This window comes from Gemmatimonadota bacterium (assembly GCA_016714015.1).
GTDB lineage: Bacteria > Gemmatimonadota > Gemmatimonadetes > Gemmatimonadales > Gemmatimonadaceae > Pseudogemmatithrix.
Genome location: JADJNZ010000006.1, coordinates 280689 through 296384, shown reverse-complemented (window position 1 = coordinate 296384; position 15696 = coordinate 280689). Strand labels below are relative to the sequence as shown.

The window sequence follows — 15696 nt, the reverse complement described above, 5'->3', positions numbered from 1 at the left end:
CACGCGCGACAGCACGCGCCTCTATCGCGGCACCGGCCGGTCGATGGGTCTCGGCACCGGCACGCTCGGGCTCCGGCTCGAGCAGGCGGGCATCGCCGGGATGATCACCTCGCGCGCGAAGCTCAGCGGCTTCGGCGGCGCGCCCGGCGGTTTCGCCGGCGGACGTCCCGGTGGCCCGGGTGGGCAGGCGGCCACGCCAGCGAGCAACATGAGCGGCGGCGGGATGGCCGCGGCGCTGCGCGCGCCGGCGCCGCCGCAGGGCACTGGCGGCTGGGGTGTGATCGAGGTCTTCGAGACCTACAACACCGTCGCGCCGGCGATGACGCTCGACTGCGAGGACTACTCCCTCGTCTATCGTCTCGCCGAGAACGGCCAGAAGCCGATGGTGCGGATCGACGCCGACGCCGACCTGCTCGGCGAGGTGCCCGCGTTCAACACCATCGCCACCATCCGCGGCCGCGAGAAGCCGGATGAGTACGTGATCCTGTCGGCGCACTTCGACTCGTGGGACGGCTCGTCGGGCGCGACCGACAATGGCACCGGCACGCTGATGGCGATGGAAGCGATGCGCATCCTCAAGAAGGTCTACCCGAACCCGCGGCGCACGATCATCGTCGGGCATTGGGCGAGCGAGGAGCAGGGACTGAACGGCTCGCGCGCCTTCGCGAACGATCATCCCGAAGTAATGAAGGGACTGCAGGCGCTCTTCAACCAGGACAACGGCACCGGGCGCGTGCAGTCGCTCTCGTCGTCGGGGCTCACCGACATCGGCCCGCACCTGCGCGGCTGGTACGCGAAGCTGCCGAGCTTCTTCACCGACAGCATGAGCGCGAACGCGGTCTCGTGGAGCTTCCGCGACGTGCCCACCGGCAACCCCGGCGGCACCGACGGCGCGGTCTTCGCCTGCTACGGCACGCCGTCGATCGGCATGGGGGCGGTGGGGTGGAACTACAACACCTACACCTGGCACACCAATCGCGACACCTACGACAAGGTCGTGTTCGACGATGTGAAGCACAACGCGACCCTCGCGGCGATGCTCGCGTACCTCGCGTCGGAGGATCCGGCGTTCATCGATCGCACCAAGTCGCCCGGCCAGTGGCCGGCGAACTGGCCGGCCAACTGCGGCAATGCGCCGCGGCGGACCAACCCGCGCTACTGAGGGACGGCGAGCTGGGCGCCGCTACGCCCAGCTCGCCCCGACCGCGCGGATGAAGTTCCCGCCGAGTACGAGGCGGATCGTGTCGTCGCTGTAGCGGCGACGGCCCATCGCCTCGACGAGGTCGAAGATCCGCTTCGGGTGCGCCATGCCGTCCACGTGCACCCCGCCGTCGGCGGCGTAGTACGCCTTGTACCGCTCGAAGTTCGCCTGCGACGCCACCGACAACGGCACGTTCCCCTTCGGGATCGGCGTCCCGAGGCCCGCCATGTCGAGGTCCGACCCGATCCCGACATGCTCCGCGCCGACGAGCTTGATGACGTAGTCGAAGTGGTCCACCACATGCTCCACCGTGACCGGGGCCTCGGGGCGGATCATGAAGCGGATGAACGCGATCCCCATCACGCCGCCGTTCCGCGCCAGCGCCTTGAGCGCCTCGTCGCTCTTGCAGCGCGCATAGCCGGGCATCAGCCCGCGCGCCGCGCCATGCGTGAACACCACCGGCTTCGTCGCCGCGGCGATCCCGTCGAGCGTCGTGCGGTCCGCGCAGTGCGAGAGGTCCACCGTCATCCCGACGCGCTGCATCGCCGCGAGGACCTGGTGGCCGAAGACGCTCAGCCCGCCGTCATTGTGCTCGAGGAACCCTGCGCCGATGCGGTTCTGGAAGTTGTACGTGAGCTGCGCGACCCGCTGCCCCAGCCGATGGAACGTCTCGACGTCCGCCGGCGTGCGGAAGTAGTCCGCGTTCTGCGCCGTGATCATGATGCCGATGCGGCCGTCCGCGCGCGCGCTGCGGAGGTCGTCCACGCCATCGACGCGGATGAACCACTCCGGGCGCGACGCGATGAACCCGTTCCACTCGGCCATGAACTTGAGGTGGTCCTCGTACCCGGCGCCCCCGCGACCGAGCGCGAGCGTCTTCACGCCGGAGCCGCGGAACCGCTCGAAGTCGGCGGCCGTGAAGCTCGACGGATCCTGGATCCACCGGTCGGCACGCGGCGTCCCCTCCTCGCGCTCGTCGGCGAAGGCGAACTGGCAGAGCATGTCCACGACCGCCGACTCCTGCATCAGCCGGATGGTGCGCGCCGAATACTCGGCGGGGGACTGCGCGTCGAGGCGGTAGCGGCCACGGAGGAAGGCGGGGGCGGCCGCGGAGGAGAGGGCGGCGGCGCCGGCAAGGCGGAAGAGGTCGCGACGATGCATCGGGCGAATGTGCGACCCGCCCGGGAGCCACACAAGAGCGGGCGTCCGACTGGACCGCGGCCCGCGACACACCGATCTTGCGACCATGCCCCACGACCTCGCCTCCACCTTCCTCGAGCGCTCGCGCTACTACCTCGGCCGTGAGTACCCCGGCAAGATCCGGCTCGCCCTCAGCGCGATGCCCGCCGACCTTCTCTGGCAGCGCGCGAACGCGTCGTCCAACAGCGCCGGCAATCTCGTCCTGCACCTCGCCGGCAACGTGCGCCAGTGGATCGTGAGCGGCGTCGGCGGTGCCCCCGATGTGCGCCAGCGCGACGCCGAGTTCGCGGCCCGCGACGGGGCGGGGCTCGACGCACTGCTCGCGACGCTCGACGCCGCCTGTGCCGACGCCGTCGCGGTGTTCGACCGCCTCGACGCCGGCGCGCTCGGCGAGTCGCGAGTCATCCAGGGGCGCACGACGACGGTGTTCGCCGCGATCTACCATGTGGTCGAGCACTTCTCCGGGCACACCGGGCAGCTCATCCTCATGGCGAAGGCCGCTGCGCCGGATGGCGCGGTCCGCTTCTATGACGACACCGGGGGCCTCGCGCGGCCGCTCTTCCTGCCCGCGGGGATGACCGACGCCCCGCCGGGGGCGTGACATGACGATGCACATCGTGATCGACGATCCGGAGCGTCCTGATGTCCTCGCGCTGCTCGAGGAACACCTGCGGAATATGCACGCCATCACCCCCGCGGGCAGCGTGCACGCGCTCGACGTCTCGCGGCTCAAGGTCCCGTCGATCACCTTCTGGAGCGTGCGCGACGGCGACACGCTGCTCGGGTGCGGCGCGCTCAAGGAGCTGGACCCCGCGCACGGCGAGGTGAAGTCCATGCGGACGCCGGAGACCGCCCGGCGTCGCGGGGCCGGGCGCGCGATGATCCACCACATCATCGCGGTCGCGCGCGAGCGCGGATACGCGCGGCTGAGCCTCGAGACCGGTGCCTCGGCGCCCTTCCTGCCGGCGCGGCGACTCTACGAGAGCGTCGGCTTCACGTCGTGCGGGCCCTTCGGCGACTATCCCGACGACCCGCACTCGGCGTTCCTCACGCTCGCGCTCTAGCGCGCCCCGCCCGGCGGCGTCGCCGTGTCGGAAGGGACGTCGAACATCTGGCGCAGCAGCCGGCGCGCTTCGCCCTTCGGATCGTGCTCCACGGTCCACGGTCCATCGACGATCCGCATCGTCGCGCGTGAGTCGGCGGTGTAGCGCGGCCACGCCGGCTCGCCCGCGACGGTCGGATCTCCCGTGGTGGCGAACGCGGTCCAGGCGGCCTGGATGCGACGGGACAGCGCGGCCGGCGGCGCAGGGCCGGTGAACGACTCGACATCGGCGCCGAGATGGCCGAACACGAACGGCAACTCCATCGCGTGGCTCGCGCCGAGGCCCGGCACCCTCGAATCCCAGGCGAACAGGTACATGAAGACGGCGCTGTGCCGCGCCTGGCCTTCGGCGAGGATGATCGACGGTTGCCGGAGCCAGAACTCGCCCGCGAACTCCACGTAGCGCATCGGATCGTCGCTCCCCGCCGTGAAGCGGTCGGCGATCTCACGCACACGGGAGAAATCGCGCCCCATGGCCTTCCCCTTCTCCCGGTACTCGCGCATCAGGTTGCGCTCGAACTCCGGATCGTACAGCCGGAAGTAGAGCATCTCGTCCTCGTTCGTGCCGATCAGGACCGGCACGTCGGGATTCGCGCCACGCCAGATGTCGCCGAAGAGGTCCGTGGGCAGCACCTCCCCATCCACGCGCGCGCCCCAGGTGCTCACGCCGAGCTGGTCGCCACGCGCCTCCGCCACGCGTGCGGCCACGGCGAGCACCGTGTCGGCCGGCAGTGCCCGCAGCGCCGCGAGGTCGGCAGCATGCGCCTCCTGCATGAACGCGCGCGCGAGTTCCTGCGCGATCGGGATGTCGTCCGACTTGGGATAGCCCTTCACGGCGATGTTCGCCGGTCCGCCGCTCTCGATGATCGCCTTGTCGAAGAGGCCCTTGGCGAGCGGCATCGCCATGAGGCGCATCACCGCCGAGCCGCCGGCCGACTCGCCGAAGACCGTGATGTTGGCCGTATCGCCGCCGAACGCCCCGATGTGCGCGCGCACCCAGCGCAGTGCCGCGAGCTGGTCGAGCAGTCCCAGGTTGCGGCTTCGGTCCATCGCCGCGCCCCCGACCTCCGAGAGGTCGAGGAACCCGAATGGCCCGAGCCGGTAGTTCACCGAGACGAGCACCACGTCATTGTCGCGCGCGAAGTGGTGCCCGTCGTACATGGGGTCGGCGGTGCCGCCGCTGACATTGGCCCCGCCATGGATCCAGAGCATCACCGGGCGCGGTGGGCCATCGACGCGCCGCGTCCAGACGTTGACGCTGAGGCAGTCCTCGTCCTGACGCCTGAGCGATGCCGCTTCGACGGAGTCGATGGCTTGGCGGCAGCTGGGCCCGTACTCGCTGGCGTCGATGATCCCGTCGGCCGGCGATGGCGGGAGCGCCTCGCGCCACCGCAGCGGGCCGGTCGGCGCCTGCGCGTACGGGATGCCGAGGAACGCGAACACACCGTCCTCGACCGCGCGCGCGCGATACGCGCCCTGCGGGAGCTTCACGACGCGCGCGTGGTCACTGGCGGTATCCGGCGTGCACGCGGCGCACGCGAGGCACGTCGCGAGCATGAGCGCGCGCGTGGCCTCGGTCAGGAACTTCGTCCGTTCATGCATTCAGGGCCGCCGCCACGGATCCGAGAAGGATGTGTCACGCAGGAAGGCCGTATCGGTCAGCGTCGCGAGGAAGGCGAGCAGGTCTCGCCGCTGCTCGACGCTCAGCGCGAACCCATCGACGTTCGGTGCCTTGTGCGGGTTGAGTCGCCCGACCCCCGCATGCGGCCCCGTCGCGATCGTCCGCCCGCCCGCGGCGTAGTGATCGAGGACCGCGTCGAGCGTCGCGACGCTCCCGTCGTGCATGTAGGGTGCCGTCACGGTGATGTTGCGCAACGTCGGTGCACGAAAGCGTCCCATGTCCTCGGCGCGTCCCGTCACCGCATGCACGCCCGTGTTCGGCGCCGGATACGAGCGCGCTCCCGCGAGGTTGTAGAGGCCGGTGTTCGCGAACGTGCCCTCGGCCGACGTGTCCCCCTCCACGCGGACGCCGCCGCTCAGGTTCCATCTGCCATGACACTGGAAGCAGCCGCCCTGCTGGCCCGAGAAGAAGAACGCCGCGCCGCGCTTGGCCGACTCGGAGATCGCCCCGGGCTCGCCGCCGTAGCGGTAGCGGTCGTATGGCGACCGGAACGAGAGCAGCGTGCGCTCGAACGCGGCGATCGCGCGCACGACGTTGCGGAGGGAGTACGGCTCCGCGTCGTCGGCGAAGGCGCGCGCGAAGAGCCGGCGGTAGGTCGCGTCCCCGCGCACGGTGCGGAGGAACTCCGCCTCCCGGCCGTCCAGCCCGAGCTCGATCGGGTCGGTGCCGAGCATCGGCACGAGCGCCTGCGCCTCGAGGGCGTGCAGCGTGGGGTCGGCCCACGCGAGCGCCGGAGCGTACGCGACGTTCGTGAGGCTCATGCTCCCTCGCGGATGCCGCATCCCCGTGGCGCCGACGGCCTGGCCGAGACCATCGGTGAAGGCGAGCGCTTGTTGATGGCAGCTGGCGCATGACTGCCGGCCGTTCACCGACATCCGCTCATCGTGGAAGAGGTGCCGGCCGAGTTCGACCTTCGCGACGCTCATCGGGTTGTCGGCGGGGACCGGCGGTCGCGGGAAGGGCGCCGGGATCCGCCATGCGAAGTCGGGCTCCGGCGCCCGCAGCGCCGTCCCCAGTGTCGCCGCCGCGACGAGCAGGGCGACCGGTATGAGCAGCCGGGGGCGGATCCGCATCGACAGGGCGCGCTACTTGATGAGCAGCACCACGTCGAGCGATGCGAGCATCCGCATCGATCGCGCGCCGCGCTTGTCCTTCGGCAGCACGAGGCGGAAGCGTCCGTTCTCGGCGAAGAGCGGCTGGTCGTTCGCCGTGTCGGCGAGGAGTGCCTGGCCGTCGGTGATCGCCGGGTCGAGCTCGCCGATCGAGAAGAGCACCTGGTACCCGTCGGTCGCGCGGGCGAGCACGTAGCCCGAGAGCGAGTTGCGCCGTGCGGCGGGACCGAGGGCGAATCCCGCCTTCGCGAGGACGTCGGCCACCCACACGCCGCGGTAGGTCGTGGTCATCCCGTTGTTCGTCGTCGTCACCGTCGCGCGCGGCATCGCCGCGAGATCGGCCGCGGTGAGGACGAGCGGGGTCGGGACGTCACCACGGACGGTGATCGTCGGCTCGGGGGCGAGCGCGGACTGCGCATGCGCCGCAGGCGCGAGCGAGAAGAGCAACGCCGCCGTCGCCGCGGCGAGCGCGAGGAGCGGACGGCGGCGTGGACGGACGAGGCGGGCGGTCATGCGGCACTCGGTGAGGAGGGACGGTCGTTCAAATATACCGTCCCTCCCCGCCGGGCACCGATCGCCGGTCAGGGCTGCGTGCGGTTCACCACCGTGACCGTGAGCGACGACGGGTAGAGCCGCGAATGGTGCACGGTGCTGTGCGCCACCACGCCCTTCGATTCGTCGTAGTTGTTCCCGCCGGTGTTCAGGTTGCGGTCGAAGCGCGGGAAGTTGGAGCTCGAGACCTCGATGCGCAGCCGATGCCCCGGAGCGAACCAGTTGCTCGTGTTGAGCGGCTGGAGCGTGACCTTGTAGACGGAATCCTTCTGCATCCAGACCACCGGCTTGTCGTAGCCGTCGCGGTACCGCATGCGCTGGATGGACTCGTCGAGGTTGTAGGCCGTGCCATCGGGGGCGACGTCGAGCACCTTCACCGTGAAGTCGGTGTCGCGCGCATCGCTGGACACGAAGAGCGTCGGGATGATCGGACCCGAGAACTCCATCCCCTCCTTGAACGGTTCGCTCGTGTAGACGAGGACGTCCGGACGCGCCTCGGTGATGCGCTGGTCCATCGCGCCGGCACCGACCGCGTTCCCCTGGCAGCAGACGTTCCCGCCGCGCGACATCACCGGGTTGGCTGGGTCATACGTGAAGTGGTCGGGCGTGTCGCGGCGCGGCGGGGAGGTGCTGAGCACCCCGTCGCCGTTGAGCGTGTTCGCGTTGCCGCCGCTCCCGAGGTAGAAGGTCATCGGTGCCGCACCGCGCGGGGGCCAGACGTCCGACGTGTGCCACTTGTTCTCGCCCATCACGTAGTAGCGGACCCGCGCCATCGTGTCGATCGCCGTCGTCGGCGTCCCCTTCAGGAACTTGTCGAAGAAGGCGTACATGATCTCCTGGTAGCCCAGGCGCGCGTCGCCCATGTCGCGCTCGCCCACCACCGTGTGCTCCGTGGCGCGCGTGTACGAGCAGTGCGCCACCGGCGCGATGATCGCCCACTGCTGGTTCGCCGCCGCGCCGCGCGCCGTGCGGCGCACGATGTTGAACATCTCGAGGTTCGGTCCCACCGAGACGTCGTACCACGACATGAACCAGAGGCCCGGGATGTCGATGCGCATGTCGTCGTGATACAGGCCGCCGCGGTACCAGGCGGGGTCGTTCGGCGTGCGCTTGATCATCGCGCCGCCGGTGGCGACCGGCATCGAGTCGGCGAAGATGCCGCGCGGACCGTCGAGCGCCGAGAGGAGGTTCTGCACCGGCAGCGTCCAGAAGGCCTTCGCCCAATCCACGGGCGGGAGGCGCTGCGCCAGGTCGAACGACTTCGACGCGCGGATCAGCTGCTCCTGCGTCGCGTTCGCCGGGAACATCGGCCGCACCTGATTCTGCTCGCCGTAGAGCCAGTCGATGAAGAGCATCTGCACCGCGCCGCCGCGATACCAGTTGCCCTGCTCGTAGTAGGGCCCCACGCGGCCGACGCCGGCGCCGAATCCCTGGACGTTGAACGCCGCGTATCCCGGGTTCCCCTGCGCCGCGACCGCGCCCTGCCACTCCGCGGTCGACGAGCAGCCGGTCGTGCCGATCCGGCCATTCGACCACGGCCGCGCGCGGAGGTAGTCGAGCTCGTCGACGCCGTCGCTCACCGGCGCGCCGAGGATGTCGTAGTTCCCCTCGGACCAGAAGTGGCCGCGCTCCTGCATGTCCACCCATGCGTAGCCGCGCTTGATCGCCGTCAGCGCCGCCGTCATGTCGCGCGGTGCGCCGAGATTGATGTCCCACCAATTGAAGTTGTACGGCGTGCGCACCCAGATCGCCGGATACTTCTGCCCGCCGTCCTTCGGATAGTAGATGTCGGCCTGGATGCGGATGCCGTCGCGCATGGGGATCATCACCTTGCGTTCGACGACGGCGAGCGACTGCAGTTCGTTCTCGATCCTCCAGCGCACCGCGCGGAGGCTGTCCTGGTTGACCGCGGATGGCGCCTGCGCGGGCAAGGCGCCCGCGAGGCAGAGGGCGAGTGCGGCGAGGGAGATGGCGCGCCGTTGCATCCGAGCACTCCTTGTATGTGAGTTCCCCGACCTTCACAAGGTTGGAGCGCCCGGGCGCAGCGTCAAGCAGCCCGTGCCGCGGTCGTCCGCGCGTCGTCAGGGAAGCGCCGCACTTCCTGCGCGGGAGTCCCTGACGGCCGCGCGCTCTTCCGAGCCTCCCCTCCACGCGTTACGATCAGGCGGCGATCGTCCGATGATCGTCGCTCACCCCTCGCTCCCCGGAGTCCGTCGCGTGTTCCTCAGCAACCCCAAGGCCCAGACGGAATACGACGTGATCGTCGTCGGTTCGGGCGCCGGCGGCGGCATGGCCGCCTACCAGCTCGCCGTCGCCGGACTCAAGGTCCTCGTGCTCGAGGCGGGCCGGAACTACGACCCGGTGCGCGAGACGCCGATGTTCAAGCTCCCGCGCGAGGCCCCGCTGCGCGGTGCCGGCTATCGCGAGAAGCCGTTCGGTTTCTACGATGCCACCGTCGACGGCGGGTGGGAGGTTCCCGGCGAGCCCTACACCAACGCGCCCGGCACCGATTTCCGCTGGTGGCGCGCCCGCATGCTCGGCGGACGCACCAATCACTGGGGACGTATCTCGCTCCGCATGGGCGAGTACGACTTCAAGCCCAAGACCCGCGACGGACTCGGCGCCGACTGGCCGCTCACGTATCAGGACCTCGCGCCGTACTACGACCGCACCGAGATGCTCATCGGGGTCTACGGCGGCGATGACGACCTCGAGAACACGCCGCGCTCGTCACCGGGCGTGCTGCAGCCCGCCCCCGCGCCGCGCGCCGTCGAGCTCCTCGCCAAGAAGGCGTGCGGGCCGCTCAAGATCCCCGTGATCCCGGCGCACCTCGCGATCATGACGAAGCGCCAGGACGCGAACACGCTGCCGAAGAGGATCCACCCGGACAACCCGCTTGCCCAGCGCGTCCTCGCCCAGTCGATGCGCGAACGGCAGGCCTGCTTCTGGGCCACACCCTGCGGCAACGGCTGCTCCATCAAGGCGAACTTCCAGAGCACCACCGTTCTCCTGCCGCCCGCGCTCGCCACCGGCAACGTCGACATCGTCCCCGATGCCATGGTGCGCGAGGTGACGGTCGACCGGACCGGCAAGGCCACCGGCGTGAGCTACATCGACAAGCGCACGCGCACCGACCGGCACGTGAAGGCGCGCGTGGTCGTGCTCGCGGCGAGCGCCGCCGAGACGGCGCGCATCCTGCTCAACTCCAAGAGCGAGCAGGCGCCCAACGGCGTCTCCAACAGCAGCGGCCTCGTCGGCAAGTATCTCATGGATACCGTCGGCGCCGGGCTCGGCGGCCAGATCCCCATCCTCGAGAACCTCCCGCCGCACAACACCGACGGGGCGTCCGGGATGCACATGTACATGCCCTGGTGGCTCTACCAGGAGCAGCTCGCCGGCAAGCTCGGCTTCGCCCGTGGCTATCACATCGAGTTCGGCGGCGGCCGCAGCATGCCGGGGAACGGCACCTTCAGCGGGCTCGAGACCTACACGCAGGGCGCCTACGGCAAGCGGCTCAAGGAGGAGGCCCGCCGCTACTACGGGTCCTTCATGTGGTTCGACGGGCGCGGCGAGATGATCCCCAACGAGGACTCGTACTGCGACATCGATCCCGACACCGTGGACCAGTGGGGCATCCCGGTGCTCCGCTTCCATTGGAAGTGGTCGGAGCACGAGACGCGGCAGGCGGCGCACATGCAGAAGACCTTCGCCGAGATCATCGAGGCGATGGGGGGCAAGCTCACCGGTCGCGTCGAGACCGACGGGTCGCGCGCCATCGCGCGCGGCGGGCAGATCATCCACGAGGTCGGCACCTGCCGCATGGGCGACGACCCGCGCACCTCGGTCGTGAACCAGTACGGCCAGTCGTGGGACGTGAAGAACCTCTTCATCACCGACGGCGCGACCTTCGTGAGCAACGCCGACAAGAACCCCACGCTGTCGATCCTCGCGCTCGCGTGGCGCTCGTGCGACCACCTGCTCGACGAACTCCAGAAGAGGAACATCGGATGAGCGACGCGCCCGAGCTCCCCAACACCGACGGCACCGACACCCCGATCGGCGCGGACGAGTCCGCGCCCGTCACCCTCAAGCGTCGCGATGCGCTGCGCGTCCTCGCGGCCGCGGCGACGCTTCCGGTGCTCGACGGTCTCGCGGCCGGCGAGGCCGAGGCGCAGGGCACCACGCCGCGCCCAGCGGCACCGGCCGCCGCGCCCGCGACGCAGGCCCCGACCGGCGTCACGCCGGGCCCGCGCGGCACGCTCGCCGATCCCGACCTCCTGTATCCGCGCACCAACTGGCCGCGCCGGCTCACGACCGCCGAGATGGTGACCATCACCGCGCTCTGCGACGTGATCATCCCCGCCGACGAGAAGTCCCCCGCCGCCTCGGCCGTCGGCGCGCCGTCGTATGTGAACGAACACGTGAGCGCGCCCTACGACGGCAACCAGCGTGACCTCGTGCGCGTGCGCGGCGGCATCGCCTGGATCAACCTCGAGAGCCGCAAGCGCTTCTCGCGCGACTTCGCGCGGCTCACCGCCGCGCAGAAGACCGCGATCTGCGATGACATCTGCCATCTCCCGAACGCGAAGCCCGAGTTCCGCGCCGCGGCGCGGTTCTTCGACCTCGTGCGCGACCTGACGGCGACGGCGTTCTACACGACGGACGCGGGGATGAAGGACATCGGCTACGTGGGGAACGTGGCGATGCCCAAGTTCGATCCGCCGCCGCCGGCGGTGCTGCGTCAGCTCGGGCTGGAGTAGCGGGCAGGGCGGCCCACGCGCGATCCCCGCGCGTGGGCCGCACCCTCAGGCCAGCGGCGGCGCGCTCGCCACGAGCTCGCTGAACTTCGCGAGGTCGATGTTCCCGCCCGACACCACCACGACGATCGGCCCCTTGCCCGCCTGACCGGTGAGTGCCGCCGCCAGCCCGAGCGCCCCCGCGCCCTCGGCGATCACGCGCGACTTCTCCGCCATCAGCCGCATCGCCCGCTGCGTCTCGGCGAGTGAGACCACGATCGAACCGTCGAGCACCGGACGCATCCGTTCCCACATCCGCGGGAAGACGCTCTTCCCGCCCGCGCCGTCGACGAACGACGCCTCCCACTCCGGGAACGCCTGCGCCGAGCCCGCCGCGAACGAGCGCGCGACCGGCGAGGCCGTCGCCGGCTCTGCGCCCCACACCTTGGTCAGCGGACTGAGCGCGCGCATCGCCGCACCCACGCCGACGATCAGCCCGCCACCGCCGATCGCCGCGATCACCGCGCGCGTCTCCGGTTCGTCCTCGAGGATCTCCAACCCCATCGTCGCATGCCCCGCGATGAAGTCGTGGTCGTCGAACGGATGGATGAACGCCCCCTCCACACCCGGATACGCGCGGTCCTCCAGCGCCTGCCACGCCCCCGCGTACGAGACGGGCACGAGCCGCGCCCCCAGCGCGCGCATCCGGTCGAGCTTCGCCTGCGGGGCCGTCTCGATCGCCACGACGGTGCAGGGCACGCCCGCCATCCGCGCCGCGTACGCCACGCCTTGACCGGCATTGCCCGCGCTGATCGTCCACACGCCGCGCTGCCGCTCCGACTCAGGGAGCATCGCCACCGCGTTCACCGCGCCGCGAAGCTTGTATGCGTTGGTCGGCTGCAGGTTCTCGAGCTTGAGGCGGATGTCCGGGTGGCCTCGGCCGAGGTCGAGCCGCACGAGCGGCGTGCGGAGGATCGTCCCCGCGATGCGCGCGCGCGCGGCGTGGATCTCGGCGAGGGTGATCGGGCGGATGGGGGCGAGCATCAAGCGGCTCCGTGGTCGAGTCCGGTCGACTGAGGCGTGCGTGCGACAGTCACCGTGGAGCATCAACTTGGCAACGCGAACGGGCGGCCGCCATTGTTCCACGCGAGATGCCAAACCCCACCGACGACTTCCTCGACCTCCAGTCCGCCCTCGCCGGCGAGTACTCGCTCCAGCGCGAGCTCGGCCGCGGCGGCATGGGCGTCGTTCACCTCGCGCGCGACGTCCAGCTCGATCGCGATGTCGCCATCAAGGTCCTCCCCGCGCACCTCGCCAGCGATCCCGCCGCGCGCGAGCGCTTCGTCCGCGAGGCGCGCATGGCCGCCGGCCTCTCGCACCCGCACATCGTCCCCATCCATCGCGTCGGCGAGGCGGGCGGGTTCGTCTTCTTCGTGATGAGCTACGTCGAAGGCGAGACGCTCGGCGACCGACTCCGCACGCGCGGGCCGCTCCCGCCCGCCGACGCGACGCGGCTGCTCCGCGAGGTCGCATGGGCGCTCGCGTACGCGCATGGGCGCGGCGTCATCCATCGCGACATCAAGCCCGACAACATCCTCCTCGAGGCCGGCACCGGGCGCGCGCTCGTCACCGACTTCGGCATCGCCCGCGGCGGGGACCACGAGGAGGCCACGGGGCGGGTGATGGGCACCGCGCACTTCATGAGCCCCGAGCAGGCGGCCGATGGCGCCGTCGATGGTCGCAGCGACATCTACGCGCTCGGCGTCGTCGGCTTCCTCGCCGTCAGCGGGCGACTGCCCTTCGAATCGCCGAACGTCCACGCGCTGCTGCTGCGACAGGCGATCGAGGACGCGCCGCCCGTCGCGCGCATCGCGCCGGGCGTGCCCACCGCACTCGCGACGGCGATCGACCGCTGCCTCGCGCGCGACCCCGCGCGCCGCTTCGCGGACGGCGAGGCGCTCGCGGCCGCGCTCGCGCCCGTCCCCGACGCGCGACCCGCACTCCCGCCCACGCTCCGCGCCTGGCTCGGCGCGCGCAACCCGCTCCTCGTGCCGTACCTCGCCTGGGGCGGGCTCTTCGGCACGCTCACCTCGGTCAATCTCTTCGTCTGGCTCATCGGGCAGCGCCCGGCCGGCCCCGCCGACATCGTGCTCCTCGCCGCGATCACCGCGGCCCCGCTCGCCCCTATCGTCGGCTTCCATCTCAATCAGGCCGTCAAGCAGTTCCGCGCAGGGCACACCCTCGCCGACCTGCGCGCCGCCCTGGAGGTCTCACGGCGCGAACAGGCCGAGTCCGATGCGAGCGTGCGCGCGCCGTCCGATCCGCCGGCACATCGTCTGCTCCGCTACGCGACCACCGCGTCGGCCACCTGGCTCGCGACGACGTTGGGCCTGATCCTCGCCGGCGTCGTCCACGAGAACGTCATGGGCGCGCGCTGGATCGTCACGCCGATGCTCAGCACGCTCGCCCTCGGTGCCGTGAGCAATGCCCTCGACGTGCAGTTCATCCCCAACGGCATCCGGAAGCTCTGGCAGACCGGGATCCGCGAGCGCCTCTGGAACACCCGGCTCGGCGAGTGGTTCGCGCGGCGGCTCGGCGCACCCGAGCGGTCCACGCTCGCGGGCGCGAACGCCTTCCGCGCGACCGAGGCCGCCCTCGGCGTCGCCGCCGGCGAGCTCTTCGCCGCGCTGCCGTCGGCCTACCGCGAGCAGCTCGCCGAGCTGCCGCACATCGTCGCGTCACTCGAGGCCCGCGCCGCCGAGGCGCGCGCCGAGATCGAGATCGTCGCCGCGCTCGTGCCCGACGGCGACACGGGGGCCGACGTCCTCGCCGAGCGGAAGCGCGTCGCCGCGGCGCACCTCGGCGAGAGCGTCGCCGCGCTCGAGGGGATCCGCCTCGACCTGCTGCGCCTCCATGCCGGCACCGCCGACCTCAAGCCGCTCACGACCTTGATGGACGCCGCGCGTCGCATCGGGGAGGATCTCGGTCGGCTCGCCGAGGCGCAGCAGGAGGTGGAGGACGCTACGCGCCCGTCCGGGCCCACCAGAGGAATATCATCGCGAACACCAGATCCGGCGTCGCGTTGACCGCCATCCCCGCGGGGATCGCACCGGTGATGGCATAGAGGACGCTGAGCGCGAAGAAGCCGAGCTTCCCGAGTCCGCCGACGATCACGAGCGGGCGGTCGATCCGCGGACGGCGCGCGAGCCACGCGTACACGCCCCCGAAGAGCGCGATGGTGAACGCGAGTTGCGCCGCGAAGTACGGCGGCGCCTCGATCGGCAGGAATGGCGTCGCATACCCCATGGCCGGGAGCCCGAAGACGACGACGCCGAGCGTGTTCAACGCGACCGACGCCCACAGGGCGGTGCGGATGATCCGGTCGCGCGGCGCGCTCACAGCGTGACCGATCCACGGAACCCGCGCGCCGCGTAGTACGACTGGACGCCGTTGTGGTACGTGAACACGCGTCCATAGCGCCGATCGCAGAAGAGGGCACCTCCGAGCGCGCGCACGTCGGCGGGAGTGGCGACCCAGCTCGAGGTCTTGAGGTCGAACTCGCCGAGGGCCTGCAACGCGCGATACGCGTCCTCGTCGAGCATCGTGATCCCCATCGCCGCGGCCATGTCCATCGCACTGCCGGCCGGCTTGGCCTCCTTCCGGGCGTCGAGGGCGGCGCGGTCGAAGCAGAGACTGCGACGGCCCGCCGGGGATTCGGCCGCGCAGTCGGTGAAGGTCACGCGGCCCGTGCGCTTGTCGAACGCCGTGACGTCGGGCTCGCCGCCGCTCGATTCCATCGCCTGCACTGAGCGCAATGCCTTCGCGTCGTCCTCCAGCCGCGCTCGGACCTGCGCCCATGTGATCCCCGCATGTCGGTGCGGGTGCTGCCCGAAGCGCGCCTCGAGCGTGCGCAGCAACGCGTCCGGCGTCGTGCGATCGGCCTGCTTGGTGGTGGGGCGGGGGGACTCGGCCATGGCGATGCTCCGGGGCTGGTGGCGAAGGATGTTGCCGCGCGGTGAGACGGGGCGCTAGGCCTCGCCGGATCCGGGCGCCGGACTGCTGCTCGACGGGTGAGCCGGGTCGCCGCATCTTTCCGTGGAGATCCACGCACC

At 70.9% G+C, this 15696-nt stretch carries 14 protein-coding genes; 6 read left to right on the top strand and 8 right to left on the bottom strand.

What is annotated here, in order from left to right:
* The first annotated feature begins 43 nt into the window (after positions 1–43).
* On the top strand, positions 44–1162 hold the full coding sequence (locus IPJ78_13625) for a M20/M25/M40 family metallo-hydrolase (GenBank protein MBK7907583.1): 1119 nt from the start codon (positions 44–46) through the stop codon (positions 1160–1162).
* A gap of 21 nt (positions 1163–1183) precedes the next feature.
* Here IPJ78_13625 and IPJ78_13620 read toward each other — a convergent pair whose 3' ends face one another.
* Positions 1184–2362: a membrane dipeptidase gene (locus IPJ78_13620; protein ID MBK7907582.1), complete on the bottom strand. Its 1179-nt coding sequence runs from the start codon at positions 2360–2362 to the stop codon at positions 1184–1186.
* Between the two features lie 85 nt (positions 2363–2447).
* Here IPJ78_13620 and IPJ78_13615 point away from each other — a divergent pair, with 85 nt between their 5' ends.
* The gene (locus IPJ78_13615; GenBank protein MBK7907581.1) at positions 2448–3002 is read left to right on the top strand and encodes a DUF664 domain-containing protein; all 555 of its coding nucleotides are present in this window, start codon (positions 2448–2450) and stop codon (positions 3000–3002) included.
* 7 nt (positions 3003–3009) lie between these two features.
* On the top strand, positions 3010–3465 hold the full coding sequence (locus IPJ78_13610) for a GNAT family N-acetyltransferase (GenBank protein MBK7907580.1): 456 nt from the start codon (positions 3010–3012) through the stop codon (positions 3463–3465).
* Here IPJ78_13610 and IPJ78_13605 read toward each other — a convergent pair.
* The 4 genes from IPJ78_13605 to IPJ78_13590 form a co-directional block, all read right to left on the bottom strand.
* Positions 3462–5105 (bottom strand): carboxylesterase/lipase family protein, encoded by a 1644-nt coding sequence (locus IPJ78_13605; protein ID MBK7907579.1) that lies wholly within the window; start codon positions 5103–5105, stop codon positions 3462–3464. The two genes, IPJ78_13610 and IPJ78_13605, sit on opposite strands and share 4 nt — an antisense overlap.
* Positions 5106–6257 carry a di-heme enzyme gene (locus tag IPJ78_13600; protein ID MBK7907578.1) on the bottom strand — a complete coding sequence of 384 codons (1152 nt, stop codon included), beginning with the start codon at positions 6255–6257 and terminating at the stop codon, positions 5106–5108. It abuts the gene before it with no gap.
* 12 nt (positions 6258–6269) lie between these two features.
* Positions 6270–6809, bottom strand: a complete 540-nt coding sequence (locus IPJ78_13595; GenBank protein MBK7907577.1) for a molybdopterin-dependent oxidoreductase — start codon at positions 6807–6809, stop codon at positions 6270–6272.
* Positions 6810–6877: 68 nt separating this feature from the next.
* Positions 6878–8833 (bottom strand): CocE/NonD family hydrolase, encoded by a 1956-nt coding sequence (locus IPJ78_13590; protein MBK7907576.1) that lies wholly within the window; start codon positions 8831–8833, stop codon positions 6878–6880.
* 193 nt (positions 8834–9026) lie between these two features.
* Between IPJ78_13590 and IPJ78_13585 the strand changes: the two genes are divergently transcribed.
* Together IPJ78_13585 and IPJ78_13580 are read left to right on the top strand one after the other, a co-directional pair.
* A complete protein-coding gene (locus IPJ78_13585; GenBank protein MBK7907575.1) occupies positions 9027–10859 on the top strand; it encodes a GMC family oxidoreductase in 1833 nt (610 codons plus the stop codon).
* On the top strand, positions 10856–11608 hold the full coding sequence (locus IPJ78_13580; GenBank protein MBK7907574.1) for a gluconate 2-dehydrogenase subunit 3 family protein: 753 nt from the start codon (positions 10856–10858) through the stop codon (positions 11606–11608). The genes IPJ78_13585 and IPJ78_13580 overlap by 4 nt, the downstream gene beginning before the upstream one ends.
* A gap of 45 nt (positions 11609–11653) precedes the next feature.
* Here IPJ78_13580 and IPJ78_13575 read toward each other — a convergent pair whose 3' ends face one another.
* The gene (locus IPJ78_13575) at positions 11654–12628 is read right to left on the bottom strand and encodes a pyridoxal-phosphate dependent enzyme (GenBank protein MBK7907573.1); all 975 of its coding nucleotides are present in this window, start codon (positions 12626–12628) and stop codon (positions 11654–11656) included.
* 107 nt (positions 12629–12735) lie between these two features.
* Here IPJ78_13575 and IPJ78_13570 point away from each other — a divergent pair, with 107 nt between their 5' ends.
* Positions 12736–14670 carry a serine/threonine protein kinase gene (locus IPJ78_13570; protein ID MBK7907572.1) on the top strand — a complete coding sequence of 645 codons (1935 nt, stop codon included), beginning with the start codon at positions 12736–12738 and terminating at the stop codon, positions 14668–14670.
* Here the strand turns inward: IPJ78_13570 and IPJ78_13565 are convergent.
* Positions 14606–14983: a hypothetical protein gene (locus IPJ78_13565; GenBank protein ID MBK7907571.1), complete on the bottom strand. Its 378-nt coding sequence runs from the start codon at positions 14981–14983 to the stop codon at positions 14606–14608. The two genes, IPJ78_13570 and IPJ78_13565, sit on opposite strands and share 65 nt — an antisense overlap.
* Positions 14980–15558: a DUF4256 domain-containing protein gene (locus tag IPJ78_13560; GenBank protein ID MBK7907570.1), complete on the bottom strand. Its 579-nt coding sequence runs from the start codon at positions 15556–15558 to the stop codon at positions 14980–14982. The genes IPJ78_13565 and IPJ78_13560 overlap by 4 nt, the downstream gene beginning before the upstream one ends.
* Positions 15559–15696 lie beyond the last annotated feature (138 nt).